Genomic DNA, 26,658 nt, shown 5'->3' with positions numbered 1-26,658 from the left:
CCCCACTGTCAGCAAATGCCACGAGACATGATTTACGTCACTCTCTACCCCCTATCGCGCCTCTTCCTGTTTGCCCCCGGCTTCGGAGTGACCGGCAGTACCAACGGTGAGGGAACCCCCTATGTCCAGCAGCCCTCGCGCTGAGCAGACCAGAGAAGTCCGAACCCTGCCCTTCCACCACGTCGTCCCCCGTCTGCTCCGCGACCCCGTCCAGGCGCTCGCGGAGATCGGGATGGAAGCCGACGGCGAGATCGTCCGGCTGAACGCGGGCACCTTCCGCCCCTATGTGATCACCCACCCCGAGCACGTCCACCACGTGCTCCGCGGCAACAGCGACAACTACGTGCGCGACGGCGCGTTCTGGCGGCCCTTCCGGCCGCTGTTCGGGAACGGCATCCTGTCCGACGGGGCCTCCTGGGAACGCAGCAGGAACGCCCTGCAGCCGATGTTCACCGCCCGGCACGTCGAGTCGCTCACCGGCCTGATGGCCGACGCCGTCGCCGACGCGCTGGAACGGCTCGACCCGCTCGCCGCCGCGGGCCACCCGATCGACGTCTCCGCCGAACTCACGAAGATCGTGAACAGCACGCTCGTCGGGATCTTCTTCGGCGACCGCATCTCGCTGGCGGAGACCGAGCGGCTGCTGCCGGCGATGGAGCGGATCGGCAACGCCGTGGTGCTGCGGATCATGCTGCCGCTGGTGCCGAAGGCGGTGCCGCTCCCCGGCGACCGTTCCTTCCGCTCCGCCGTACGCGCCTTCGACGACGTGATGGCGTCGCTGGCCCGCCGGCACCCGGTCGCGCCGCGGGACGGCGACGACGTCTTCACCCTGCTGTGCCGGGCCAGGGACGCCTCCGGCGGCGAGCTGGACTCCGGCTTCGTGCGGGACAACCTCGTCGCCATGTTCGCCACCAGCATCGAGACCACGATCATGGCGCTGACCTGGTTGTGGCCGCAGCTCGCCGCGCATCCCGAGGTGTCCCGCCGGCTGAGCGCGGAGATCCGCGAGGTGGTGGGCGGCGACCGGGTCTCCGCCGCGCACCTGCCGGGCCTCGGCTACACCAGGATGGTGTTCCAGGAGCTGCTGCGCCTCTACCCGGTGGCCTGGATGTTCCCGCGGATGGTCGTGCGCCGGGAGGTCCTCGGCGGGGTCCGGCTGGACCACGGCGACAACGTGCTGATCAGCCCCTATCTCACGCACCGGCTGCCGTCCCTGTGGGACCGGGCGCTCGACTTCGACCCCGAGCGCTTCGCCCCCAGTCGCGAGGAGCGGCGGCACCGGTACGCCTACTTCCCCTTCGGCGGCGGCCCGCACCAGTGCATCGGCGCGCACGTCTTCAACACGATGGGCCAGCTCATCGTCGCCGGGCTGATCAGCAGGTTCCAGCCCGAGCCCGACCCGGCGCCCGCGCGCCCGCGCCCCGCCGTGACCCTGCGCCCGCGCGACAGCGTGAAGATCACCCTGCGCCGCGTCCCCGAAGGAGTGAGATGACCTCCCCCGCCCGCACCGGCTCCCTCACGGCGGCGCAGAGCGGCGTGGTGTGCGCGACGGCGGGCCGGCTCCAGCGGGACATGCGCGAGCGGGCCGCGGCCTACCCGGCGCTGTTCGACGCCAAGCCGTTCGACGCCGCCCTGTACAGCACGGTGTCGCTGGCCATGGCGTTCAGCGGCCCTCTGATGCCGGCCCGCGAGCTGGGCACGGCGTGCCGGGTCACGCTGTGGTGCTTCGGCCTGGACTGGCTGGTCGACTACGTCGCCACGTCCAGGGAGGAGGTGGACGACGTCGTACGGCGGTGCCTGCCCGTCGCCGAGGGCGGGCCGCCGGTGCCCGGCGACGACCTGACCCGCTTCCTCGCCGACCTGCGGGACGATCTCGCCGGGGCGCCGGCCTTCGCCGGGCTGCGCGAGGTGTGGCTGGACGAGCTGCGCCGGATGCTCGCGGGCATGACCCGGGAGTGGGAGTGGAAGACCGCCTCGGCCAAGCCGTCCCTGGACGAGTACCTCGCCAACGCCGACAACCTCGGTTTCTCCTTCGTCCTCGCGTCGCACTGGATCGCCACCGGGGAGCCGCCGGGCGACGAGGTGGCCCGGGTCCGGGAGGCGAGCTGGGCCGTGCAGCGGGTGATCCGGCTGCTCAACGACGTGGCCTCCTACGAGCGCGATCTCAGCTGGGGAGACCTCAACGCGCTGATGCTCGTGAGCAGGGAGGACCTGGAGCGCCGCCTCACGACGCTGGCCGCGGAGGCCAGGGAGCTGCTCGGCCCGCTGCGCGAGGACCAGCCGCGCCTCGCGGACTACATGGAGCGGCAGATGGACTTCTGCGCCGGCTTCTACCAGGTCACGGACTACTGGGGGACGCTTTGAGCGTGCACGAGCCGCTCGGGCGGCCGGTGCCCGACGGGGTGTCCGGCGTGGTCTCCGGCGGGGTGTCCGGCGGGGTGTCCGGCGGGGTGTCCGGCGGGGTGTCCGGCGGGCCGGCCGCCGAGGTCGCCGCGCGGGCCGGGCGGCTGGTCACGGAGTTGACGGCCGAGCCGTGGGGCCGGGTCTCCCCCTCGATCTACGAGACGGGCCGGGTGGTGACCTTCGCGCCCTGGCTCACCGGGCACGACGAGCGGATCGGCTACCTGCTGGACACCCAGCGGGCCGACGGCGGCTGGGGCGGCCCCGGCGGCTACGGGCTGGTCCCCGGGCTGAGCGCGACCGAGGCGCTGCTCGCGGCGCTGCGCCGCGAGGAGGGCCGCGGGGACGCGCTCGCGGCGGCGGCCGACCGCGGCCTCGCCGCGGCCTTCGACGGGCTGCACGGCCCGGCGGCGCTGTCCCCGCCGGACATGCCGGCGATGGAGCTCATCGTGTCCTCGCTCACCGCGCTGATCAACCGGCACCTGGACGAGCTGGCCGGCGCCCCGCTCCCCGGCCTGTCCCGGTGGACGGGCAGCGCCCGGCTGACGCCGCCGCCGAACCTCGACGCCGGCGCGAAACTGGCCGCCCTGCGCGCGGGCCTCGCCTCCGGGGCCGAGGTGCCGGACAAGCTGCTGCACGCGCTGGAGGTCGCGGGCGACGCGGCGGCCGGCGCGACGGGCGCGGCCCTCAGCCCGATCGGCTCGGTGGGCGCCTCCCCCGCCGCCACCGCCGCCTGGCTCGCCGGGCGCGGCCGGGCCGAACCGGGCCACCCGGCGCGCAGGCACCTGGAGTCCGTGGTGCGCAGGCACGGCGGGCCGGTGCCCTGCGGCATGCCGGTCACCGTGTTCGAACGCGGCTGGGTGCTGAGCACGCTGGCCCGCGCGGGCGTCCCGCTCGACGTGCCGGAGGACGTGCTGTGGAGCCTGGGCGCGGCCAGCGATCCGCTCGGCACCCCGGCGGGGACGGGCCTGCCGCCGGACGCGGACACCACGTCGGTGGCGTTCTACGCGCTCGCGCTGCTCGGCCTGCCGTACGAGCCGGAGAGCCTGTGGGCCTACCGGGCGGACGGGCACTTCCGGACCTGGCGCGGCGCGGAGCACGGGAACTCACTCACGGTCAACGCGCACGTGCTGGACGCGTTCGGGCAGTACGCCGCGATGCGGCCCGAGGCGGGCGAGCGGTACGCGCGGGCCGCGACGGAGCTGGCGGAGTGGCTGCGCGCGCGGCAGTCGCCGGACGGGAGCTGGACCGACCGGTGGCACGCCTCGCCGTTCTACGCCACCGCGTGCTGCGCGCTGGCCCTGGCCGACTTCGGCGGGGCGGAGTCGGCGCCGGCGGTACGGCGGGCGGTGCGGTGGGTGCTCGGCGCCCAGCGCGCGGACGGCTCGTGGGGCCGCTGGGAGGGCACGGCGGAGGAGACCGCCTACGCGCTGCAGATCCTGCTGCTGACCGGGCCCGCGACGGAGCGGGACCCAGCCGTGGAGGAGTCCGTGGCACGTGGGCGGAACTACCTTCTGAACGCGATCGACGTGCCCGGCGATCCCGCTCTGTGGCACGATAAGGATCTCTACACGCCCACGGCGATCGTCCACGCCTCGGTGCTCGCGGCACTCTACGCGTCGCACAACTCAGAGTGGAACCGGCAGTAAAGTCGCATATCTCAGGCATATTTCCCTTCGTTACGACAAATCAGACATTAGCCCTATTGGGGCTACTGCTGACTTGATCAAATATGTCGGGATTGCTAGGGTGCCAGGGGTCTGGCGTTGCCTCCGGGCAGCCGAAACCCCTGGCTACCAGCGAGCGCTGGTCGCCCCTGAATCGCGCTGCGGTTTTCCCGGCTTCCGCAGGATGGGTAAGTATGCGTTTCCGCAAATCCCGTGTGGGGACCAAGGTCACCGCTCTGCTCTTGTCGCTTGTCGCGCTCTGGGTGTTCGCCGCATGGGTGACCCTCCGGGAGGGCGTGAACCTGCTGTGGGTCTCCCGCCTCGACGTCGGGGTGGCCCAGCCCAGCCAGACCCTGGTGATCGAGATCCAGCACGAGCGGCGGCTGTCCGTGGTGGCCCTCGCGGCCAACGGTCCCAACGCGCGCGCCGCGCTCGCCGCCCAGCGGGCGCGCACCGACGCGCTGCGGGCCGAGTTCGAGGAGCAGTCCCAGGGGGCCTACGTCCAGCTCGCGGCCAGCCCGGTGCTGGAGGCCCGGCTCACCGCCACCTACCGGCTGCTCGACGGGCTCAGCTCGACCCGCAAGTCGGTGGACGACGGCGAGGCGAGCCAGGAGAAGGTGACCGCGGAGTACAACCGGGTCGTCGACTCCTTCTTCCAGGTCTTCGACTCCCTCGCCACGCTGGACGACGACGACTTCGCCAACGACACCAGGGCGCTGCTCGACGTCTACGACGCGCGGGAGCTGCTCGCCCAGGAGGACACGTTCCTCGCGGGCGTGCTGGCGAGGGGACGCTTCACCGGTGAGCAGCACACCCGGTTCATCGAGCTGGTGGGCGTCCAGCGGTATGTCACCGACCAGTCGCTGGACGGGCTCCGGCTGGCGGACCCCGCGTCCTACCAGAACCTCCAGCAGAGCGGCGTGCTCAGGCGGGTGCGCGAACTGGAAGACACGATGGTCAGGTTCGGCGGCCCGGACGCCGCCCCGCCGATCGACTCCGGGCAGTGGCGGGCCGCCACCGAGCCCGCGCTGAAGAGCATCGACCAGGCCGTGGTGACCGCCGGTGACCGGCTGGTGGAGCGGGCCACGCCCATCGCCACCGCCGTCGTCGTCCGGCTCGTCCTGGCGGGCGGCCTCGGCCTGCTCGCCGTCGTGGCCTCGATCGTGCTGTCCATCACCACCGCCCGCGACCTGGTCCGCCAGTTGGAGAAGCTGCGCGGCGCGGCGACGGAGCTGGCCAACGAACGGCTGCCGGACGTGGTGAACCGGCTCGGCCACGGCGAGCGGGTCGACGTGGCCGCCGAGGCCCCGCCGCTGGAGTTCGGCGACGACCAGATCGGGCAGGTGGGCCAGGCGTTCAACCACGTCCAGGAGACCGCCATCCGGGTCGCCGTCGAGCAGGCCGAGTTGCGGCGCAGCATCCGCGAGATCCTGCTCAGCCTGGCCCGGCGCACCCAGTCGCTGGTGCACCGGCAGCTCACGCTGCTCGACGCCATGGAGCGCAGGGAGTCCGACCCCAAGGACCTGAAGGACCTCTTCCGGGTGGACCACCTCGCCACCCGCATGCGCCGCAACGCCGAGAACCTGATCGTCCTGTCCGGCGCCTCCCCCGCCCGGTCGTGGCGGCGGCCGGTGCCGATGATCGACGTGGTGCGCGGCGCGCTGGCCGAGGTCGAGGACTACACCCGGGTCAACGTGCCCCCGATGGGCGAGGTGGCGCTCGCCGGGCGGGCGGTCGGCGACGTGATCCACCTGCTCGCCGAACTGATCGAGAACGCCGTCTCCTACTCCCCGCCCTACACGACCGCCCAGGTCGTCGGCCAGATGGCCACCAACGGATACGTGATCGAGATCGAGGACCGCGGCCTCGGGATGAGCCCCGCCGACCTGGCGACGGCCAACGATCGCATCGTGAACCCGCCGGAGTTCGACCTGCGGGACACCACCCGGCTGGGCCTGTACGTGGTGAGCCGTCTCGCCGAACGGCACGGCATCCGCGTGACGCTCAAGCCTTCCCCGTACGGCGGCACCACCGCCGTGATCCTGATCCCGATGGACATCGTGGCCGAGGACGACGGCGCCGAACCGGGCGCCGGGTCGTCCATCACGGCGGACGAGCGCCGCGACCTCGGGCGGGACACGGACTTCGACGCGCCGCCCGCCGTACGAGACGCCCTCGATCCGCGGGACCCGGACCTGCGCCGGCCGGAGGTGCGGGAGATCCCCGCGCGGCCGGAGCCGTCGCGCACATCGGCGCTGGCGGCGATCCCCAGGTCGCGCCCCGATCGTGACTCCCTTGCCGAGCGGGGCAAGGGACCCGAGACGCAGGAAGAGCCACCGCCCGTGCAAGAGACCGCGTTCACCCCACACGGCCTGCCGTTCCGCGTGCCTCAGGCGAACCTCGTGGAACAGCTGCGTTCCGACGTGCCGGACCCCGGCAAGGAGGAGCCCGCCGAGGACGACCGTTCCCCCGAGGAGATCCGCCGGATCATGGGCTCCTACCAGGCGGGCACCCTGCGCGGCAGGACCGCCGCCCAGGAGGCGCTGAACACCGGCCCGGTGAACGGCGTCCCGCGTCCCGTGGACGGCGAACACGATCCCGCCGGCTGACGCGCCCCCCACCCAGCAAGGTCAACAGGACCAGCAGAAAGAGGACCAAAGTGCAGAAGACTACATCTTCCGCCGATTTGGCTTGGTTGCTCGACGATCTGGTGGACCGGACGGACGAGGCGCGGCATGGCATCGTCCTCTCCAGTGACGGCCTCCTCCTCGCCGCCTCCCGCGATCTGCCCACCGTCGACGCCGAGCACCTGTCCGCCGTGGCCGCCGGCATCCAGAGCCTGGCCAAGGGGGTCAGCCAGCGGTTCGGCGGCGGAGCCGTACGGCAGTCCATCATCGAGATGCGGCAGGCTTACCTGCTCGTCACCGTGGCGGGCAAGGGCGCCTGCCTGGCCGTGCTGTGCGGGCCGGACGCCGACGTGGGCCTGGTGGCCTACGAGATGGCGATGCTGGTCACCCGGGTCGGGCAGTACCTCACCTCCCCGGCCAGGATCTACCCGAAGAGCGACAAGCCGTGATGAGCCACTACGACGACCTCCGCCCCGAGCCGCGCGGCTCCGGCCACGACGAGTGGCTGGACGAGCACGCGGGCCCGGTCGTGCGGCCCTATGTGATGACCCGCGGCCGTACCGAGCCGGTGCGCGGCGACTTCAGCCTGATCTCGCTCGTGGTGGCCGGCCGCACGGCCACCGGGACCGAACCCGGTCTCGACCCCGAGCACCGCACCATCGTCAGGCTGTGCCAGGACCCGCAGTCGGTGGCCGAGATCGCCGCCTACCTGGACCTGCCCGCGGGCACGATACGCGTCCTCCTCGGCGACCTGCTCGACAAGGGATACGTGTCCGTCCAGAACCCGCAACCGGAGACGGACTTCAGAGACAGAAGGATGTACGAGGCGGTGCTCAATGGACTACGAGCGCTCTGAGCGCACCCCCGCGGGCCGGAAACTGCCGACCGCCATCAAGCTGCTGGTCGCGGGCGGTTTCGGCGTCGGCAAGACCACACTGGTCAGCGCGGTGTCGGAGATCCGGCCGCTGCGCACGGAGGAGTTCCTCACCGACCGGAGCGTGGGCGTCGACGACCTGGAGGGCGTCGAGGAGAAGAACACCACCACCGTCGCGATGGACTTCGGCCGGATCAGCTTCGGCGAGGACTACGTGCTCTACCTGTTCGGCACGCCCGGCCAGGAGCGGTTCTGGTTCATGTGGGACGAACTCGCCGCCGGGGCGCTCGGCGCCGTCATCCTGGCCGACACCCGCCGGCTGGCCGACTGCTTCCCTTCGGTGGACTACTTCGAGCGGCGCGACACGCCGTTCATCGTGGCGGTCAACTGCTTCGAGGGCGCCCGCACGTACGAACTCGACGAGGTGCGCCTCGCGCTCGGCCTCAAGCCGGAGATCCCGCTGCTGCTGTGCGACGCGCGCCGCCGCCAGTCCGGCAAGGAGGTCCTGATCACCCTGGTCAGGCATGCGATGGAGCTGAACAGCCGCACACCCGCCGACGCCTGATTGGCACGGCCGGGGCCGGGGCGCTTACCCTTTGGGCGTTCCGGTGGCCGGCGAGACGTAGGGGCGGGTGGTGGCGTGCTGGTCGTGCACGGTGTCTGGGCCGACGGGCTGTTCGGCCTGTGGGCTGAGGACACCTCGCTGCCCGTGGACACGGCGTCGCGGGCGAGGGTACGCCCGCACCCGTTCGGCGCGGCCGTCTCCGTGCTCGGCGCGGCGCTCGGCGACCTCGCGGCCGGAGCGGCGCACGGCGAGCTGACGCTCCTGCTGCCCGGCACGGCGCGCGGCCCGCTGCCCTCCCCCGAGTCCGGCCTGACCGTGCGGGCGCGCGGCCCTCGGCTGACCGAGTGGCGGGTGCCCGCCCTGCTCCACCGGCCGCCCGGCGCCCTCACCCTGCTCGACGCGCTGGCCGGGCCCGGCCTCCCGGAGGACGGCGACCAGCCCGAATGGGGGCCGGGGACCTCGCTGCGCTACTTCGAGGTGCTCGCCGGTCACGCCCGCGACCTGCTCCGGCGCGGCCGGGTGCTGCCCCAGCTCGTCACCGAGGACGGCGACCACGCGGCCCGCTGGCTGCCGGTGCTCACCGGCGCCGACGCCACCCGGTTCAGGGAGCTGGCGGCGGCGATGCCACCGGTCTGCCGGGCCGCCCCCGCGGAGCGGCCCGCCGCCCTGACGACCCGCGAGGCGCTCTCCGGCCTGGTGGACGCCTCGGTACGGCGGGCGCTGCCGGACCGGCTGCTCGCCGGGCCGCGTCCCGGCCGGGGCAGCGCGCTGACCGACCGCTGGCTGCACGCGCTCACCGGGCAGGACGCCGCCCTGCCCGGCGTGAAACCGGCCGCCGCCGAGGAGCTGGGATCCGCGCTGCGGGACTGGATGGACGCGGCCGGGCGGCTGGAAGGGGCGGTCCGGGTCTGCTTCCAGCTCATGGAGCCCGAAGGCGACGACGACTCCTGGCGGATCGACTTCGCCCTGCAGTCCACCGAGGACCCGAGCCTCTACGTGCCCGCCGAGGTCGTCTGGTCCGGCGAACCCGTCCCCGGGCTGCCCAGGCGGCCGGACGAGACGCTCCTCGCCGGTCTCGGCCGGGCCGTACGGCTGTGCCCCGAGCTCTACCGGGCGCTGCGCGACCCGCGGCCGGCGGGCATGGTGGTGGACACCGCGTGGGCGTTCACCTTCCTGCGGCACGCGGCGCCGCTGCTGACGGCGGCGGGGTTCGGCGTGCGGCTGCCCTCCTGGGCCGGGCGCAAGGGCCTCGGCCTGAAGCTGACCACCCGTTCGCGCACCGGGCCGGGAGCGGTGGCCGGCCAGGGGTTCGGCCTGGGGCAGCTCGTGGACTTCCGGGTGGACCTCGCCATCGGCGACGACACGATCGGCGAGGAGGAGCTGGCCGAGCTGGCCCAGCTCAAGATCCCGCTGGTCCGGGTGCGCGGCCAGTGGGTGGAGCTGGACGACCGGCAGCTCAAGGCCGCCCTCGCGGTGGTGGAGCGGCGCCGGTCCGGGGAGATGACGGTCGGCGAGGTGATCGCCGAGGTCGTCGAGGGCGGCGAGGACGGCCTGCCGCTGCTCGACGTGGACGCCGACGGCCTGCTCGGCGACCTGCTGTCCGGCGAGGCCGACCGGCGCCTGACCCCCGTGCCGCCCCCTGCGGACTTCAACGGCGTGCTGCGCCCCTACCAGGAGCGCGGTCTGTCCTGGCTGACGTTCCTCAGCCGGGCCGGCCTCGGCGGCATCCTCGCCGACGACATGGGCCTGGGCAAGACCGCGCAGACGCTGTCCCTGCTGCTGGAGGAGCGCGACGGGCGGGAGGCCGAGCCGACCCTGCTGATCTGCCCGATGTCGCTGGTCGGCAACTGGCAGAAGGAGGCGGCGCGGTTCGCCCCCTCGCTGCGGGTCTACGTCCACCACGGCGGCACCCGGGAGCGCGGCGACGGCCTGGCCGCCGCGGTCGGGGCGGCCGACCTGGTCATCACCACGTACGGCACGGCGCTGCGGGACCTCGGCGCGCTGCGCGGCCTCACCTGGGGACGGGTCGTCTGCGACGAGGCCCAGGCGATCAAGAACAGCGCGGCCAGGCAGGCCCAGGCCGTACGCTCCCTGCCCGCCCGCACCCGGCTGGCCCTGACCGGCACCCCGGTGGAGAACCACCTCGCCGAGCTGTGGGCGATCATGGAGTTCTGCAACCCCGGCCTGCTCGGATCGGCGAAACGGTTCCGGCAGCGTTACCAGGAGCCGATCGAGGCGCGCAACGACGAGGACGCGGCGAAGGCGTTGAGACGGGCCACCGGTCCCTTCGTGCTGCGGCGGCTCAAGACCGACAGGTCGATCATCTCCGACCTGCCGGAGAAGCAGGAGATGAAGGTCTGGTGCACGCTCACCCCCGAGCAGGCCAGCCTCTACAAGGCGGTGGTCGAGGACATGATGACCAAGATCGCCGACAGTGAGGGCATCGAGCGGCACGGCAACGTGCTGGCCACCATGACCCGACTCAAACAGGTCTGCAACCATCCCGCCCACCTGCTCAAGGACGGCTCCCGGCTGGCCGGGCGGTCCGGGAAGCTGGCCCGGCTGGAGGAGCTCGCCGAGGAGATCGTCCAGGAGGGCGACAAGGCGCTGGTCTTCACGCAGTACGCGGAGTTCGGCTCGCTGCTCCAGCCCTACCTCGCCGTGCATCTCGACCGCCCGGTGCTGTGGCTGCACGGCGGGCTGCCCAAGGCGCGGCGCGACGAGCTGGTGGACCGCTTCCAGCACGACGACGAGCCCATGCTGTTCCTGCTGTCCCTCAAGGCGGCGGGCACCGGCCTGAACCTCACCGCCGCCAACCACGTGATCCACGTGGACCGATGGTGGAACCCGGCCGTCGAGAACCAGGCCACCGACCGCGCGTTCCGCATCGGCCAGACGAAGAACGTGCAGGTCAGGAAGTTCATCTGCACCGGCACCCTGGAGGAGCGGATCGACGAGATGATCGAGCGCAAGCAGGCGCTGGCCGAGAGCGTGATCGGCACCGGCGAGGACTGGATCAGCGCGCTGTCCACCGACCAGCTCCGCGACCTGTTCCGGCTCGGCCCCGAGGCGGTGAGCTGATGGCCGGCTGGTTCGAGCACGCCCCGCCGATCCGGGTGGAGGGCGGCATCAGGGCACGCAGCACCCGTGGCAGCATCGGCCAGGAGTGGTGGTCGCGCCGGTTCGTGGACATCCTGGAGGCCGTCTGCGACCCCGGCCGCCTCACCCGGGGCCGCTCCTACGCGCGCAGGGGCCAGGTGCTCACCCTCGACCTCGCCCCCGGCGAGGTGACCGCCACGATCCAGGGCTCCCGCCCGGAGCCGTACGACGCGCGGATCGGGATCGACGCGTACGGCGCGGCCGACTGGACCAGGATCGAGGAGGCGCTCGCCGGGCAGGCGCTCTACCGGGCGAAGCTGCTGGCCGGCGAGATGCCGCCGGAGATCCTCGACGTCTTCGACGCGCTGCGGCTGCCGCTCTTCCCCGCCGAGCTGGACATGGAGTGCTCCTGCCCCGACTCCGGCCACCCGTGCAAGCACCTGTCGGCCGCGCTCTACCTGCTCGGGGAGGCGTTCGACGACGACCCCTTCCTGGTGCTGGCCTGGCGGGGGCGGAGCAAGGAGGCGCTGCTGGACTCGCTGCGCGGCCTGGGCGGGGACGAGGAGGAGCCGGACCCGCTGCGGGTGGCCGAGGAGCCGTTCGGCGACCGGCTGGGCGACTTCTACTCCACGGCGATCCCGCTCAGCCGGCTGCGCGTGCGCGCCACCGGCGCCGCCCCGCCGCCGGACCTGCTGCTCCGCGTGCTGGAGCCGCCCAAGGTCAAGGTGCGGCACATCCCGCTGGCCGACATCCTCCGCCCGGCCTACCGGCGGCTGGCCGAGCCTCCGGGCTGACGCCCCGGTTCCGCGCCCGGAACGCCGCGGGCCGGCCCGGGTGGTGTCCCGGGCCGGCCCGGTTCGTGCCGACCGGCGCCTGGTGGCCGTGGTCCGGCCGGTCAGTACCGGTAGCCGTGGTCGTACCGGTCGAAGTGCCGGTGGTCGAAGCGGTGGTGGCGGGCGTAGTCGGCCGAGACGACCCGCCACCTGCCGCCGTCCCAGCGGGAGAAGTGGTGGCCGTCGTAGCGGTAGCGGTCGCCGTGGTCGCCGCCGTACCAGGCGCTGTGGACGTCGGCGCGGGTCCACCACCGCTGCCCGTCCCAGCGCAGGGTCGCGGTGCCGTAACGCGCCGCCGTCGTGGTGCTCACCGCCACGGTGCCGGTCCTCGCGGAATCCCCGCTCGTGGCCGCCGAGGCGGCGCCCCCCGTCGAGAGGATGAGTCCGCCCGCGACCGCCAGGGTCGCAGCCGCCGTCGCCAGGCTTCGCGTGATCTTGCTCATAGCTCGTATCCCCCTTGACGCACGCTCTCTCAGTGCTTTCGCGTGCTGTGTGGTACGTAAGGAGTGAACGAGCGTTATGTCCCGCTTACTCCCAATCATCCCATGATGTGACGATCCTCACGACTGTCCGAAATATTGAACTTTCATCCCTTTTATCACGTTATAGGGGCCGGTCTTGGTGGCTGCCGGGCGTCCTGCGCAGGATCTACCGAGGCGTGGACGAACCTTCGCCGGCCGGTGCCGATCGACCGCCGCTCAGCGCCGAACCGGCTACCGGTCGGTCTGCCAGGGAGCCGGCCTCGGGGGTCGTGGCCGTGCGGACGGGGCCGACCGGGCAAGATGGGCCCCATGGAGGACATCGCATTCGTCTTGTGGTTGCACGGCGGCGGCTGGCGGGGGCGTTCGGCGGAGAACGGCGGGGCGCTGGCGGAACACGGGCTGATCGTCCTCGAAGGGAGCTACCGGCTGACGGACGAGGCCCACTGGCCCGCGCAGCTCGAGGACGCCAGAGAGGCGACCCGCCGGGCGCGGACCCGGGCGCACGGCCGCCCGCTGATCGTCGCCGGCGACTCGGCGGGCGCCCACCTGGCGCTGCACGTGGGCCTGCGCGGCATCGACGAGCCGGGCGACGTGGACGCGGTGATGGCGTTCTGGCCGCCGGTGGACCCGCTGGCGGACGACTGGTTGCAGGCACGCAAGGATGACGACATCTGGGAGTCCCTGATCGGCCACCCTCCGGCGCCCGGTGACGCGGCCACCGTGGACTCCACGCCGCTCACCCATGTGGGCAGCGGCGTGCCGGTGCTGCTGGTGCACGGGGCGCAGGACGACCGGGTGCCGGTCACCCAGACCACCGCGATGTCCTCCGCCCTGCTCGCCACCGGGCATCCGGTGCACACGCTGATCACGCACGGCGGGCACGGGCTCGACCTGCGCAGGGACGACATCGCCGCGATCGTGCGGGCCTTCCTCTCCGTGACCTTCCCGGCCCGCTATCCGCGCGGGTAGCGGTCGCGCGGCAGGGCGGTCCCGGCCACGTGGCGCATCCGGTCGTCGCCGCCGGGGCGGTCAGGAGAAGTAGCGGCGGGGGTTGCCGACCAGCATCTGGTCGATCTGCTCCTGGGTGACGCCCTGGCGCAGGAGCTCCGGGAGGACGTCGTCCGCGATGTGGTCGTGGCGCCAGTTGGGCATGAGCTGCGCGACGAGCTCGTGGGAGTCGCCGAACCAGTCGATGAAGCACGACGCGTCCTGACTGAGGACCATCCGGTCGGCGTATCCCCTGGCGCACAGCGCGGCGACGGTCTCGACCCGCTGGGCGGTGGGGTTGTAGAGGTCCAGGCCGAAGCGGTCCATGCCGAGGACGGCGCCGCTGTCGGCGAGCCGCATCAGATAGTCGAGGTCGTTGCTGTCGCCCGCGTGCCCGATGACGACCTTGGTGAGGTCCACGCCCTCCTTGGCGAAGAAGTCGAGGGCGAGCAGGCCGCTCCGGCTGGGCGCGTGGGTGTGCACGGTGATCGGGGCGCCGGTGGCCGCGTGCGTGCGGGCCACGGCACGGCAGACGCGCTCCACGCCGGGGGTGAGCCCCCTGGTCTCGACCACGCACTTGAGGAAGGCGGCGTGGACGCCGGTGTCGGCGATGCCGTCGGCGATGTCCCGGCCGAAGTCGGTGATCATGGGCTCGGGCAGCTCCAGCAGGGCGCCGGGGCCCCGGGTCGCATACTGGTGCGGGAGCTCGTCGTAGGTGTAGAGGCCGGTGGCGACGATGATGTTGAGCTCGGGCACCTGCTCGGCGATGCGCTGGATGCGCGGGATGTACCGGCCGAGGCCCCACACGGTCGGGTCGACGATCGTCCCGAAGCCCTTGGCCGCCAGCGAGCGCAGCTTGGTCACCGCGTCGGCGACCCGCTCCTCCTCGTCCCACCAGCGGTCGACGCCGTAGTTCTGCAGGTGCTCGGTGGACAGCACGAAGACGTGTTCGTGCATGAGTGTCCGGCCGAGATCCTCGACGTCGACGGGTCCGCGGACGGTGCTCACGACCGGCATGCGGCGGCCTCCTCGTTCATACCGACTGGTCGGTTCTATGACGACATGACGGGTTGCCCATGATACGACCGAGTAACTTCCGGCCGGAACTATTCTGGCCAGGTGACCCCCACGAAGATCGTGCTCGACTGTGACCCCGGCATCGACGACGCGCTGGCGATCGCGCTGGCGCACGGCAGCCCCGAGGTGGAGATCGCCGGGATCACCACCGTCGGGGGCAACGTCGCGCTGGAGCGCACCACGGGCAACGCCCTGCGGCTGCGCGAGTTCCTCGGGATGACCGGGGTGCCGGTCACGGCGGGCAGCGCGGGCGCCCTGCTGCGCCCCCGGGTGGACGCCGCCGAGGTGCACGGCGAGTCCGGGCTCGGCGCGGCCAGGCTGCCCGACCCGGTGCTACCGGTGGCCGGCGGGCACGCGGTGGACTTCCTCGTCGACACGCTCGCCGCCGAGCCCGGTGAGATCACCCTGGTGGCGATCGGCCCGCTGACCAACGTGGCGCTCGCGGTGCGCAAGGAGCCCCGGATCGTGCACTGGGCCAAGGACGTGGTCATCCTCGGCGGCGCCTACACCCGGGGAAACCTCACCCCTGCCGCCGAGTTCAACATCGGCGCGGACCCGGAGGCCGCCTCGATCGTCTTCGACGCGGGCTGGACGGTGACCATGATCGGCCTTGACTCCGCCCGGCACGCCCAGGCCAGGGCCGCGATCGTGGACGAGATGCGGGCGATGGGCAGGCTCGGCCGCGACCTGCTGGTGCCGTCCGTCGAGTTCTACGGGCTGGCGACCGCCGCCGACGGCCCGGCGATCTACGACGCCTGCGCGATCGCCCACGTGATCGACCCGACGCTGCACACCCTGGTGCCCGCCCGGGTGGACGTGGAGACGGCCGGCCGTTTCACCGCCGGGATGACCGTCACCGACTTCGCCCCGAAGGGCGCCGCCAACGCCCTGGTGGCCACGGAGCTGGACGTGCCCCGCTTCTGGGATCTCGTGCTGGCCGTCTACCGTGACCTCGCGGACCGCCTGGGCTAGCCGTACCGGGGCGAGCAGGGTGTGGCCCAGCAGGGCGAGCACCCCGACCTCGGTGACCACCACGACGCGCTGGGTCAGCCCCGGCGGGATGCCCACGCCGCCCGGCGTGCCGAGCAGATCCAGCGCGTAGGGCACGACGACCACGGCCAGCGCGGCCAGCGCGGTGAGACTCAGCGCGCGCAGCGCCGTGGCGCACCGGCCGCCCGACCTGGCGGCGAGCATGAGCCCGACGGGCGGCATGCTGAGGAAGGCCACGAAGGCGGCGTAGCGGTGGATGCCGCCGGACATCGACAGCGCGACGCCCGGCCGGTCGGTCGGGAACGCGCCGATCATCAGCATGCTGCACCCCCACACGGCGATCAGCGTCACCATGCGCCGGTCGGCGCCGGCCCGCGCCAGGGCGACGGCGAACGCCGCCGCGCCCGCCGCGAAGAGGGTCAGCGAGGCCGGCAGCAGCCAGCCCTCCGGCGTGAACGCGTACTCGCTGATCAACCCGTGCACCGGGTCCAGACCGGACCGGAGGTGCAACCAGGCCATCGCCGCGGCGCCGGTGGCCACGGCTCCGAGCCCGCCGATGACCAACCCTTGAGGTGCATGCCTTGCCATGCCTCCAAGCTGGAGGAACGCGGCCCGCCGGGATATCGGAGATCGGCCGGAAGCCGCCCTGACCGCCCCCTGACCGGCACCCCGGTGAGGTGGGGCGCACCTCACCGGGGACGCGCCGCCGGCACCGGCCGTGAGCTGCCCGGATCACCCCGGAGGTAGGGCCGCCCCCCTCAGGGTCGGCACCCTGGGAACCGGCAGGCTCACACGGCCAGGAAGACCGTCTCCCCCTCGCCCTGGAACCGGACGTCGAACCGGTAGGAGCCGTCGTCCTGCGCCGCGGCGACCAGGGTGCCCCGGCGGTCCTCCCGCACCGTGGCGAGGAAGGGATCGGTGTCGTCCAGGTAGACGCGGGTCCACAGCGGCTTGAGCAGGCCGCGGGCGAAGACGAGCAGCGGGATGTAGCTGTCCGGCCGGGCCGTGCGGAAGTGGTACCCGCCGGCCGCGTCGGTGGCGCAGCGGCCGAACACGCCCGGCAGGCAGATCTCCAGCAACGCGTCCGGCACCGGCGCACCGGCCCCGTCGTACACCGTGCCGCGCAGCTCGATCGCGCCCGGGTGGCCGGCCGGCACCGCGTAGGGCCCCTCCGCGTACGGCAGGGCGTGCGCGAAGAACGGGCCGATGGTCTGTGACGGCGTCACCGTGAGGGCCATCACGCCTCCCCTCTGATCACGATGTCCCACTGGTAGCCGAGCGCCCACTCGGGCACGGTGGTGTCGATGTCGAAGCGGGCGACCAGCGCGGCGCGCGCCTCCGGGTCCCGCACCGACTGCATGATCGGGTCGAACGGGAAGAGCGGGTCGCCGGGGAAGTACATCTGGGTGATCAGGCGCTGGGTGAACTGCGTGCCGAAGACCGAGAAGTGGATGTGCGCGGGCCGCCAGGCGTTGGGGTGGTTGCGCCACGGGTAGGCGCCCGGCTTGATCGTGACGAAGCGGTAGCGGCCGTCGTCGTCGGTGAGGCAGCGGCCGGCGCCGCTGAAGTTGGGGTCGAGCGGCGCCGGGTGCTGGTCCAGGTCGTGCGCGTAGCGGCCGGCGGCGTTCGCCTGCCACGCCTCGACCAGCGCGCCGCGCACCGGCCTGCCACCGGTGTCCAGCACCCGGCCGGTCACGATGATGCGCTCGCCGAGGGGCTCCCCGGCGTGCTGCCGGGTGAGGTCGTGGTCCAGCTCGGCGACCGGCTGGTGGCCGTACACCGGGTCCACCAGCTCGACCGCCTCCGGGTCGAGCTTGGGCGCCAGCAGCGGCTCGGACGGCGCGCGCAGCACCGTGCTGCCGTAGGCCGGGTGCAGGTAGGGCGGATGCGGGTCGTCAACGGGCATCGGGTCCTCCGATCGGTGGTTCGGTGGCGTCGCGGAGCTCGTCTGCGGTCACGCCCGGCGCGGTCTCGACGAGGACCAGGCCGTTCGGCGTCACGTCCAGCACGCCGAGGTCGGTGATGACGCGGTGCACGCAGGCGGCGCCGGTGAGCGGGAGGGAGCACTCCTTGACGATCTTCGGGCTGCCGTCCCTGGCGGTGTGCTCCATCAGCACGAGCACCCGGCGGGCGCCGTGCACCAGGTCCATCGCCCCGCCCATGCCCTTGATGAGCTTGCCGGGGACCGACCAGTTGGCCAGGTCGCCGCGGGCGGAGACCTGCATGGCGCCGAGGATCGCGACGTCGACGTGGCCGCCGCGGATCATGCCGAAGGACAGCGACGAGTCGAAGTAGGAGGCGCCCGGCAGCACGGTCACGGTCTCCTTGCCCGCGTTGACCAGGTCCGGGTCCACCTCGTCCTCGGCCGGATAGGGGCCGACGCCGAGCACGCCGTTCTCCGAGTGCAGCCAGACCCCGTCGGGGGCGTGCCCGGCGACCAGGGTCGGCAGCCCGATGCCCAGGTTGACGTAGTCGCCGGGGCTCAGCTCCTCGGCCGCTCGGGCGGCGATCTCCTCACGCGTCCAGGGCACCGCGCGTCCTCCGCTTCTCGATGGGCTTGTCCACGTGGCCGACGTGCACCACGCGCTGCACGAAGATGCCGGGCAGGTGCACCTCGCCGGGGTCCAGCTCGGTGAGCTCCTCCACCTCGGCGATGGTGACCTTGCCCGCCATGGCGGCGAGCGGGTTGAAGTTGCGGGCCGACTTGGCGAAGACGAGGTTGCCGTACCGGTCGCCCCTGGCGGCGCGGACCAGCGCGAAGTCGGTGGTGATGCTCTCCTCCAGGACGTACTCGCGCCCGCCGAAGGTGCGGGTCTCCCGGGGCGGGGAGGCCACGGCGACGCTGCCGTCGGCGTTGTAGCGCCAGGGCAGGCCGCCTTCGGCGACCATGGTGCCGACGCCGGCCGGGCTGTAGAAGGCCGGGATGCCGCAGCCGCCGGCGCGCAGCCGTTCGGCGAGCGTGCCCTGCGGGATCAGCTCCACCTCGATCTCACCGGCGAGGTAGCGCCGGGCGAGTTCCTTGTTCTCGCCGATGAAGGAGCCGGTGGCGCGGGCGATCCGGCCGGCCGCCAGGAGCACGCCGAGTCCCGCGCCGTCCACGCCGCAGTTGTTGGACACCACCTTCAGCCCGCCGACGCCGAGGGCGTGCAGCGCGTCGATGAGCACCGTCGGCACTCCTACCAGCCCGAACCCGCCGACCGCCATCGAGGCGCCCTCGAAGACGTCGGCCACCGCCTCGGCCGCGGACGCGGCCACCTTGCTCACCACGGCATCCCCACATAGTTCTCGGCGAGCGTGGTCGCCGCCGCTTCGGACGAGGTCACGTAATCGAGGTAGGACGTCTGGAGCCGCCCGCCGTAGGCGTCGTCGGACTCGAAGGGGTGCAGCAGGGTGGTCATCCACCAGGAGAAGTGCTGCGCCCGCCAGACCCGCCGCAGGCAGGTCCGCGAGTAGTCGTCGAGCGGCCCGGTCTCGCCGGTGGAGTACCAGTGGCCGAGCGCGGCGGTCAGCGCGCGCACGTCGGCCACGGCGAGGTTGAGGCCCTTGGCGCCGGTGGGCGGCACGATGTGCGCGGCGTCCCCGGCGAGGTACAGCCTGCCGTACTGCATCGGCTCGGCGACGAAGGAGCGCATGGGCGTGACGCCCTTCTCCAGGATGGGCCCGGTGGCCAGGGTGAAGCCGGGCACGGTCTCCAGACGGGCCTTGAGCTCGGCCCAGATGCGCTCGTCCGGCCAGTTCTCCAGCGGCTCGTCCGGCGGCACCTGGAGGTAGAACCGGCTGATCTCGGGCGACCGCATGCTGTGCAGCGCGAACCCGCGGTCGCCGCGCGCGTAGATCAGCTCCTCCGCGGAGGGCCGGACCCTGGCCAGGACGCCCAGCCAGGCGAAGGGATAGTCACGTTCGAATATGGAGAGCACTCCCTCGGGTATCGATGGCCGGGACACGCCGTGGAAGCCGTCGCAGCCGGCGATCACGTCGCACTCGAGCGTCTGGTCCTGGAAGGTGAGGTACGGCGAGCCGGTGAGATCGTGCAGCCCGACGTCGGGAACGTCGAAAATGATCTTACCGCCGGCCGCCAGCCTCGCCGCGATCAGATCTTTGACCACCTCCTGCTGCCCGTAGACCGTGATGGCCCGGCCGGGCACCAGCTTCTCGAAGGCGATCCGGTGCCCGGCTCCGCCGTACCTCAGCTCGATGCCGTGGTGCGGCAGGCCCTCGCGGCGCATCCGCTCCCCCACGCCGGAGTCGTTGAGGACGTCGACGGTCCCCTGCTCCAGCACCCCGGCCCGGACCCTGCTCTCGCAGTACTCCCGGCTGCGCGACTCCAGCACCACGGAGTCGATGCCGCGCAGGTGGAGCAGATGGGACAGCAGGAGCCCGGCGGGGCCGGCGCCGACGATCCCGACCTGTGTTCGCATGAGACGAGCATGCTGGGTGGGATCACCCGTGCGACAGGGAGCCTTCCGCTCAGCGGAAGACCGCCTGGACGAGTCAGTGGAAGGCTCCCGGTCGAGTCAGTGGAAGGCCGCCAGGACGAGTCAGTGGAAGGCCGCCTGGACGAGACCTTCCCAGGCGGCGGCGAGATCGCGGGACAGGTCCCTGGACGCCTCCAGGACGGCGGGATCGAGCCGCCTCAGGTCGGCGCCGTGCCGCCAGGCGGTGACCGACAGCGCGGCGACCACCCGGTCGTCCCGCCCGCGCACCGGCGCGGCCGACGAGCAGGCGCCCAGCGTCATCTCCTCCTGGGTGTGGGCCAGCCCGGTGCGCCGGATCTCGGTCAGCTCGGCCCGCAGCCGGTCCGGATCGGTGACGGTGTGCGGGGTGTGCGCGGCCAGCGGCCCGGCGAGCACCCGCTCGGCCGTCTCGGGATCGGCGAAGGCGAGCAGCACCTTGCCCACCCCGGTGGCGTGCAGCGGCAGCTCGCCCCCGACCCGTGACACGACGGGCACCGACGTGGGCCCGCGCAGCCGCTCCACGCACAGCACCCGGTCGGCGCGCAGCACCGCGAGCTGCACGTTGTCCCTGGTCGCCGTGTAGAGCTCGGCCAGGTAGGGCAGGGCGAGCTCGCGCAGCTCACGCGGCTCGGCCGCCTGGACACCGATCCGCCACAGCCGGGCGCCGATCCGGTAGGAGCCCTCGGGCAGCCGCTCCAGCATGCCGGTCGAGGTCAGCTGCCCGACCAGGCGGTGCCCGGTGGTGAGCGGCAGCCCGGCGCGACGGCAGATCTCCGTCAGCGTCAGCCGGGTGTCGCCCGGCAGGAAGGCGTTGAGGACCTCGGCGACCTTCGCCGCGACGCTCTTGCTCACGACGCCTCACCCTACGCGACCGCCCCCGGGCGGCTACGCCGGCGCCAGGTACCACCTCGCCGAACCGTCGCCCTTCGCCAGCGAGTCGAGCCTGCGCGGCAGCTCCCGCCGGGAGAAGGGGTCGCCCGAGGCGTTGCGGATGTGGATGCCCACGGCGTACATGTCCCTGATCTCCATCAGGGTGGAGTAGCCGGGCCAGGCCCTCAGGTCGCGGCCGTAGGCGGCGGCGAAGGCGTCGACGTCGGCCTTGGACAGGCCGAACCGGCGCTGGCCGTGGTAGGTGTGCACGAGGTCCCACTCGCGCGGGCCGACCGCGACGCCGTCCCAGTCGCACAGCACCACGTGCCCGTCGGTGCAGCGCAGCAGGTTGTCGATCCAGGCGTCGCCGTGCAGCAGCACCGGCGGCCCGGCGTCCTCCAGGTCCTCCCAGCGTTCGGTCAGCTCGTCGATGCGCTCGCGTAGCCACTCCCGCTGGCAGGGGGTGAGCACGCTGGACGGCCGGTCCACCGCCCTGCGCACCTCGGCGAGCGGGTCGGCGAGGCGCTTGAGCGAGAACGGCGGCACCGGGAGCGTGTGCAGGTCGCGCAGGATGTGCCCGAGCTGCGTCGTGGTGGGCCGGCCGCTGGCGGGGACGTAACGCCAGAAGGTGACCACCCGCCCCGAATGCACCACCGGGTGGTCGCACAGCTCGTCGGCCGGCCGTACCGTGGGGAACCCCCGCTCGGCCAGCCAGCGCGCCACCGCGAGCACCACCGGCAGCCGGGTCAGCGCGTCCGGGGCGGTGGCGATCCGCACCACGATCTCGCCGCGCAACTTGAAGACCGCGTTGCTGCGCACCCGCAGCAGGTGTGCCCCCCTGGTGTCCAGCCCGAGCTCGTCGCACACGGCGAGCAGGATGCCGGTGGCCTCGGCGGCGAGGCCGCCTTTCACGGCCGCTCCAGCGCCAGCTGCGGCATGGCCTCCGCCAGCATGGAGTTCAGGTGCCGCACCGGGGCGAGCCGGCGCTGCGTGGGCGGCACCGCCGCGAGCAGCGCCTTCGCCCTGATCATGACGATCGAGGTGCGATGCTCCGGCGGCACGTTGAGCAGCGCCTGCTCCGCCAGCCGGCACGCCTCCTCGATCTCGCCTTCCCTGGCCAGCCGGCTCGCCTGGTCCAGCATGACCAGCGCCGGGTCTATCGTGTACGGCCCCTGTGGCCCAGACACCCAAGACTCCACCTCCTCGGTCTCGCCCAGCTCCAGCAGCGTGCACGTGCGGTAGAAACGCAGGCGGCGCTCAGAGAAGCGGAAAGCCAGATGGTCGGCGCCCTCCCTGGGCATGCGTGAGAAGATCCGCTCGGCCTCGGCGAGCGCGGCCCTGGCCGCCTGGTGCTCGCCCAGCCTGGCCAGCGCCCGCGCCTCGGCCGCCGCGCCCAGCGCCGCCGGGGAGCTCGGCGCCGTCCCCGCCAGCATCCGCGCCTCCCGGGCCAGCCGGACCGTCTCCGCCAGGTCGCCGTAGTAGTAGGGCAGCATCGCCTGCTGGGCCCGGACCAGGGCGCGCAGCCGCACGTCGCCCATGTCGTCGGAGGCCGCGCGGGCGGTGCCGTACCAGGCGTGCGCCTGGCGGGTGTCGCCGAGCTTCATCAGCGCGTCGGCGGACAGCAGGGCCAGCATGGTCGTGGCGTTGAGCAGGCGGCGCTGGGAGGCGGCCGGCTGGCGGACCGCGGTGAGCCGGCGCACCTCGGCGATCTCCAGCATGAGCCGGTAGAGCATCGGCACGGGGGCGCTGTGGATGTACTCCCTGCGGTAGTGCACGACCTGCTCGTCGAGCCGGTCGAGCTGGTCCTCCGTGACCGTGGAGGCGGCGAGGGTGCGGTCCATGTCCTGCCGGGTGCGCTCGATCTCGGCGAGCATGCGGCCGTTCATGCTCGGCCCGGGACCGAGCAGCGCCTGGTGGAACAGCGCGCGCCGGTCCGCGTCGTCGTCCACCACGGGGGCGGACGCCGAAACGGACGCCGGCACCGGCCTGGGCGGCTCCGGCGGGAACGTCAGCGTCTGCAGGTAGGCCCGGGACTGCACCGGCGGCGGGCCGTCCGCGTGCGCCGGGACGACGACCACCTTGACGTCCTCGGACTCGTCGCAGTAGTCGGCGGCCAGCCCGAGCCGGACGGCGTTGGCACGGTACAACCTGGCGAGCAGGTCGATCGTCTGCGGCCGGGGCCTGGCCCGGTTGTTCTCCCACGCGTTGATCAGGTCGATGCTCGCCCGCGGCTCGCCGAGCCCTTCACGGGCGCACAGATCCTCCAGCTCCTGGATCGCCTGCCGAGCCGACCACCCCCTACCAAGTCGATGCGCTTTGAGTAGACTGACACCGCAGCAGCCGTGAATCGCCTGGATTGTCTGCCACAGACTCCATTGCCGCGCCTCGGCCTGCTGTCGCCAGCGTCGTGCGCAGGCCGGTGAGTGCTCGCCTCGGGCCATCCGCCCGCCCCTCCGCGTCTAGGGCCCCCACGTCCTCATGTTTCGCACAGGTTAACCGCCATGCACTTTGCGATAAACGGTCCTGTGCCCAATCATCCCCAGAATCGCGCAAAATCCACGGAATCCAAACCGATTTCCCATCAAGTTCTCGTAACCCGCGTCTCGACGACGATTGCCGGTCCGCCCGCCCAGACCGCACCCTGCAATGGACCCAACCGCTCGTGCCCGGCAGGAGTGATCAGCATGAGGGCAGACAGCCACGCAGTGACGGAGGCGGTAGACCATCTGCAGCGGCTGGCCTTCCAGCTGGAGGCGCACGCCTTCCAGGTGGAGCTCAAATCCCGCACCGGCCTGTTCCCGAGGCTGCACGTGATCAACCCGATGGCTCCGGCCCGTACGGAGGATGTGTTCGCCGCGCACGAGGACGACGGCGAATGGTGGTTCTGGCTGTCCTGGGCCGGCCGCATCGGCCAGGCCGAGGACATCGCCACCGCCGCCGAGCGGATCGCGAGCGTCCTGCACGTGATCCGCCGCTAGCCGGTACGGCCCGGCGTCCCGTGGGCCGGGCCGTACACATGAGAAGCATCACCCTGGGTAGCGAAGAAGTATCCCCCCGGTGAGGAGGATTGGGACTGTGAAACGGATCCGGATCACCACCCGGCCACCCCGCTCCACGCCGAAACCGCCGCTCGACCTGCGCACCCCGTCGGGTCGCCTGCTGCCCTTCTGAGCGGCGTCCAGGCCGTATAGGGCTCCCACTCTCCTACCGGGGCTGTTCGCCGCGCGGCGACCCCTGGGAGCCGACGGGGACCGCGCGGCCGCTAGGAGGACTCGCGGACCACCAGGCGGGGCGGCAGGAGGACGGACGTGGTGTGCCGGCCCTCCAGCCGGGAGACGAGCAGGCGGGCCAGGGCGGCGGCCTGCTCGGCGACCGGGTTGTGCACGGTGGTCAGGGCCGGGGTGGTCCAGGAGGCGGCCTCGATGTCGTCGAACCCGGCGAGCGCCACGTCGTCGGGGACCCGGCGGCCGGCCGCGCGCAGGCCGCGCAGGGCGCCGATGGCCATCTGGTCACCGGCCGCGAAGACCGCGTCCACGCCGGGGTCGTCGGTCAGCAGCCGGGCGGCGGCCTCCTCGCCCGAGCGGCGGCTGAAGTCGCCGGCGGCGAGCAGCGGCCGATGCCCGGCGGCGGCCAGCGTGTCGCGGTAGCCGGCGAGCCGGTCCCGCACGGCGAGCAGGTCCATCGGGCCGCAGATCATGGCGACGCGGCGGCGGCCCCGGTCGAGGAGGTGCCGGGTGGCGAGCGCGGCGCCCGCCGCGTTGTCCACGCCGACGTAGGGGGTGAGGGAGGGCATGGCGTGCCGGCCCAGGGTGGCGATCGGGACCCCGGTGCGGGCCAGGCGCTCCATCAGCGGGTCGGTGTGCCGGCCCGGCACGAGGAGGATCCCGTCGACGTGCCGCGCCTCGGCCTCGGTCGCGATGTGCCGGTGGCTCGCCGCCGAGTCGGCCAGCATGAGCGTGAGCCGTACGCCCGCCGCCTGCAACACCTCGCCCACCTGGCGGACCACCACCGACAGGAGCTCGTCACCCGGCCGACCGGCCTCGGCGAGGACCAGCGCGACGGTGTCGGAACGCCGGGTGGCCAGGCTGCGGGCCGCCGAGTTCGGCACGTATCCCAGCTCGTCCACCGCCTGGAGCACGGCGGCTCGCAACTCCCGGCTGACCGAGGACTCCCCGTTGATCACGCGGGACACCGTGGCCCTGGACGTGCCCGCCCGCATGGCGACGGTCTCCAGGGTGGGCCGCCGGGGGGTGTCGCGGTAGAGGCCGCCGCGCCGGATGACGTCGCGGTACCACAGCCCGCTGTCCTTGATCCGGCGGTGCCCGGAGACCGGGTCGACGTGCACGATGCCGAACGTGTGCCGGTAGCCCTCGGACCACTCGAAGCTGTCCAGCAGCGACCAGACGAAGTAGCCGCCGACCCGGACGCCGTGCTCGATGGCGTCGTGCACCGTGCGCAGGTGCTCGCCGAGGAAGGCGATCCGGTCGGCGTCGTGGATGCCGTCGCCGGTCACGACGTCGGCGAAGGCCGCGCCGTTCTCCGTCACGATCAGCTCGACGCGGGGATGGTCGGCGGACAGCCGGCGCAGCAGCAGGGACAGGCCGTTCGGCATGATCGGCCAGCCGGAGGCGGTCGTCGCCGCGTTGGCGCCGCTGAACAGGACGCCGTCGCTGCCGGGGAAGGCGACGTCGGCCGGCTCGCCCGGCTGGGCGCGTACGACGGTGGGCATGTAGTAGTTGATGCCGAGCACGTCGATCGGCTGGTGGACGACGCCCGCGTCGCCGTCGCGCACGTGGCCGAGCCCGCAGGTCCGCTCCACGATCGACAGCACCCGGTCCGGGTAGCCGCCGCGCAGCACCGGGTCGAGGAACTGCCGGTTCAGCAGGCAGTCGATCCGGTCCACCGCCTCGGCGTCCGCCGCGGAGAGCGCCGCGCCCGGGTCGCCCACCTGGGCGGGGGTGACGACCGGGGCCAGGTTGAGCGCGAGGCCGACCTTCCCCGCGCCGCCCGCGCGCAGCGCCTGGGCGCCGAGCCCGTGCGCGAGCAGCAGGTGGTGGGCGGCCCGGAACGCGTCCGCCGCCGAGCTCCGGCCCGGCGCGTGCAGGCCGATCCCGTAGCCGAGGAACGCCGCCACCCACGGCTCGTTGATCGTCAGCCAGGTGTGCACGCGGTCGCCCAGCCGCCCGTGCACGATCCGCGCGAAGTCGGCGAACCGGTGGGCGGTGTCCCTGCTCGTCCAGCCGCCCCGGTCCTCCAGCGCCTGGGGCAGATCCCAGTGGTAGAGGGTGACGTAAGGGGCGATCCCCGCCTGGAGCAGCTCGTCGACCAGCCGCTCGTAGAAGTCCAGGCCCTTGACGTTGGGGGCGCCGGCGCCGTCGGGCTGCACCCGGGGCCACGCCACCGACAGCCGGTATGCCTGGAGGCCGAGGTCGCGCATCAGCCGGACGTCCTCGGTGCGCCGGTGGTAGTGGTCGCACGCCGTGTCGCCGTTGCTCCCGTCGGCGATCCGCCCCGGCGTGTGCGCGAACGTGTCCCAGATGGACGGCCCCCGGCCGTCCTCCGCCACCGCCCCCTCGATCTGGTAGGCGGACGTGCCGGAGCCCCACACGAAAGTTTCAGGGAAGACCAGGGCTCCGCCCCGCCCTCCCAAGGCCGCTGTGGTCATGCCGTCAGCCACTCCCCGTAGGCGATCAGGTCCCGAGCATAACCCGATCAAGCCGGACGGCCGGGGGC

Annotated in this window: 23 protein-coding genes and 1 pseudogene; 12 read left to right on the top strand and 12 right to left on the bottom strand. The window is 72.9% G+C overall.

Annotated elements, in window-relative coordinates; all coding sequences use genetic code 11:
• Positions 1-121 precede the first annotated feature (121 nt).
• From QSK26_RS37100 to QSK26_RS37060, 9 genes are all read left to right on the top strand, one after another.
• On the top strand, positions 122-1,492 hold the full coding sequence (locus tag QSK26_RS37100) for a cytochrome P450 (RefSeq protein WP_285780028.1): 1,371 nt from the start codon (positions 122-124) through the stop codon (positions 1,490-1,492).
• On the top strand, positions 1,489-2,364 hold the full coding sequence (locus tag QSK26_RS37095) for a terpene synthase family protein (RefSeq protein WP_285780027.1): 876 nt from the start codon (positions 1,489-1,491) through the stop codon (positions 2,362-2,364). The genes QSK26_RS37100 and QSK26_RS37095 overlap by 4 nt, the downstream gene beginning before the upstream one ends.
• 2 nt (positions 2,365-2,366) lie before the next feature.
• Entirely contained in the window at positions 2,367-4,049 is a 1,683-nt protein-coding gene (locus tag QSK26_RS37090; protein ID WP_285780026.1) for a prenyltransferase/squalene oxidase repeat-containing protein, read from the top strand.
• A 212-nt stretch (positions 4,050-4,261) separates the two neighbouring features.
• Positions 4,262-6,676: a nitrate- and nitrite sensing domain-containing protein gene (locus tag QSK26_RS37085; RefSeq protein WP_285780025.1), complete on the top strand. Its 2,415-nt coding sequence runs from the start codon at positions 4,262-4,264 to the stop codon at positions 6,674-6,676.
• A gap of 50 nt (positions 6,677-6,726) precedes the next feature.
• Positions 6,727-7,143: a roadblock/LC7 domain-containing protein gene (locus QSK26_RS37080; RefSeq protein ID WP_285780024.1), complete on the top strand. Its 417-nt coding sequence runs from the start codon at positions 6,727-6,729 to the stop codon at positions 7,141-7,143.
• Positions 7,143-7,550 carry a DUF742 domain-containing protein gene (locus QSK26_RS37075; protein ID WP_285780023.1) on the top strand — a complete coding sequence of 136 codons (408 nt, stop codon included), beginning with the start codon at positions 7,143-7,145 and terminating at the stop codon, positions 7,548-7,550. Before QSK26_RS37080 ends, QSK26_RS37075 begins: the two co-directional genes overlap by 1 nt.
• Positions 7,531-8,133, top strand: coding sequence for a GTP-binding protein (locus QSK26_RS37070; RefSeq protein WP_285780022.1), 603 nt, complete (start codon positions 7,531-7,533; stop codon positions 8,131-8,133). The genes QSK26_RS37075 and QSK26_RS37070 overlap by 20 nt, the downstream gene beginning before the upstream one ends.
• A gap of 75 nt (positions 8,134-8,208) precedes the next feature.
• Positions 8,209-11,214, top strand: a complete 3,006-nt coding sequence (locus tag QSK26_RS37065; protein ID WP_285780021.1) for a DEAD/DEAH box helicase — start codon at positions 8,209-8,211, stop codon at positions 11,212-11,214.
• Complete coding sequence (locus QSK26_RS37060; protein ID WP_285780020.1) at positions 11,214-12,026, top strand: SWIM zinc finger family protein; 813 nt, start codon at positions 11,214-11,216, stop codon at positions 12,024-12,026. Before QSK26_RS37065 ends, QSK26_RS37060 begins: the two co-directional genes overlap by 1 nt.
• Positions 12,027-12,127: 101 nt before the next feature.
• On the opposite strand, the gene QSK26_RS37055 is transcribed toward QSK26_RS37060, so the two are convergent.
• Positions 12,128-12,508 (bottom strand): hypothetical protein, encoded by a 381-nt coding sequence (locus QSK26_RS37055; RefSeq protein ID WP_285780019.1) that lies wholly within the window; start codon positions 12,506-12,508, stop codon positions 12,128-12,130.
• A 348-nt stretch (positions 12,509-12,856) separates the two neighbouring features.
• On the opposite strand from QSK26_RS37055, the gene QSK26_RS37050 reads away from it, so the two are divergent.
• Entirely contained in the window at positions 12,857-13,516 is a 660-nt protein-coding gene (locus QSK26_RS37050) for an alpha/beta hydrolase (protein ID WP_285780018.1), read from the top strand.
• A 60-nt stretch (positions 13,517-13,576) separates the two neighbouring features.
• On the opposite strand, the gene QSK26_RS37045 is transcribed toward QSK26_RS37050, so the two are convergent.
• Positions 13,577-14,551: a phosphotriesterase family protein gene (locus QSK26_RS37045; protein ID WP_285780017.1), complete on the bottom strand. Its 975-nt coding sequence runs from the start codon at positions 14,549-14,551 to the stop codon at positions 13,577-13,579.
• A gap of 102 nt (positions 14,552-14,653) precedes the next feature.
• Between QSK26_RS37045 and QSK26_RS37040 the strand changes: the two genes are divergently transcribed.
• Positions 14,654-15,583 (top strand): nucleoside hydrolase, encoded by a 930-nt coding sequence (locus QSK26_RS37040; protein WP_285780016.1) that lies wholly within the window; start codon positions 14,654-14,656, stop codon positions 15,581-15,583.
• 84 nt (positions 15,584-15,667) lie between these two features.
• Here the strand turns inward: QSK26_RS37040 and QSK26_RS42025 are convergent.
• The 9 genes and pseudogenes from QSK26_RS42025 to QSK26_RS36995 all read right to left on the bottom strand — a co-directional run.
• Positions 15,668-16,120 (bottom strand): annotated as a pseudogene (locus tag QSK26_RS42025) (DUF998 domain-containing protein); the annotation flags it as partial.
• Positions 16,121-16,389: 269 nt separating this feature from the next.
• On the bottom strand, positions 16,390-16,839 hold the full coding sequence (locus tag QSK26_RS37030) for a peptidase associated/transthyretin-like domain-containing protein (RefSeq protein WP_285780014.1): 450 nt from the start codon (positions 16,837-16,839) through the stop codon (positions 16,390-16,392).
• The gene (gene pcaH, locus QSK26_RS37025) at positions 16,839-17,507 is read right to left on the bottom strand and encodes a protocatechuate 3,4-dioxygenase subunit beta (RefSeq protein ID WP_285780013.1); all 669 of its coding nucleotides are present in this window, start codon (positions 17,505-17,507) and stop codon (positions 16,839-16,841) included. Before pcaH ends, QSK26_RS37030 begins: the two co-directional genes overlap by 1 nt.
• On the bottom strand, positions 17,497-18,132 hold the full coding sequence (locus QSK26_RS37020; RefSeq protein WP_285780012.1) for a 3-oxoacid CoA-transferase subunit B: 636 nt from the start codon (positions 18,130-18,132) through the stop codon (positions 17,497-17,499). The genes pcaH and QSK26_RS37020 overlap by 11 nt, the downstream gene beginning before the upstream one ends.
• Positions 18,116-18,865, bottom strand: coding sequence for a CoA transferase subunit A (locus QSK26_RS37015; RefSeq protein WP_285780011.1), 750 nt, complete (start codon positions 18,863-18,865; stop codon positions 18,116-18,118). The genes QSK26_RS37020 and QSK26_RS37015 overlap by 17 nt, the downstream gene beginning before the upstream one ends.
• Complete coding sequence (locus tag QSK26_RS37010) at positions 18,862-20,019, bottom strand: 4-hydroxybenzoate 3-monooxygenase (RefSeq protein WP_285780010.1); 1,158 nt, start codon at positions 20,017-20,019, stop codon at positions 18,862-18,864. Before QSK26_RS37010 ends, QSK26_RS37015 begins: the two co-directional genes overlap by 4 nt.
• Positions 20,020-20,139: 120 nt before the next feature.
• On the bottom strand, positions 20,140-20,907 hold the full coding sequence (locus QSK26_RS37005; RefSeq protein WP_285780009.1) for an IclR family transcriptional regulator: 768 nt from the start codon (positions 20,905-20,907) through the stop codon (positions 20,140-20,142).
• 33 nt (positions 20,908-20,940) lie between these two features.
• Positions 20,941-21,837 (bottom strand): aminoglycoside phosphotransferase family protein, encoded by an 897-nt coding sequence (locus QSK26_RS37000; RefSeq protein ID WP_285780008.1) that lies wholly within the window; start codon positions 21,835-21,837, stop codon positions 20,941-20,943.
• Positions 21,834-23,366 (bottom strand): NsdA family TPR-like regulatory protein, encoded by a 1,533-nt coding sequence (locus QSK26_RS36995; RefSeq protein ID WP_285780007.1) that lies wholly within the window; start codon positions 23,364-23,366, stop codon positions 21,834-21,836. Before QSK26_RS36995 ends, QSK26_RS37000 begins: the two co-directional genes overlap by 4 nt.
• A gap of 243 nt (positions 23,367-23,609) precedes the next feature.
• Here QSK26_RS36995 and QSK26_RS36990 point away from each other — a divergent pair, with 243 nt between their 5' ends.
• Positions 23,610-23,903, top strand: coding sequence for a hypothetical protein (locus QSK26_RS36990; RefSeq protein WP_285780006.1), 294 nt, complete (start codon positions 23,610-23,612; stop codon positions 23,901-23,903).
• A gap of 284 nt (positions 23,904-24,187) precedes the next feature.
• Here the strand turns inward: QSK26_RS36990 and QSK26_RS42020 are convergent, their stop codons facing one another.
• Positions 24,188-26,590 carry a GH1 family beta-glucosidase gene (locus QSK26_RS42020; RefSeq protein WP_352244470.1) on the bottom strand — a complete coding sequence of 801 codons (2,403 nt, stop codon included), beginning with the start codon at positions 26,588-26,590 and terminating at the stop codon, positions 24,188-24,190.
• Positions 26,591-26,658 lie beyond the last annotated feature (68 nt).

It is taken from the genome of Microtetraspora sp. NBRC 13810 (assembly GCF_030268685.1).
Taxonomy (GTDB): Bacteria; Actinomycetota; Actinomycetes; order Streptosporangiales; family Streptosporangiaceae; genus BSRQ01.
This window is presented reverse-complemented; position numbering and strand designations above follow the sequence as displayed.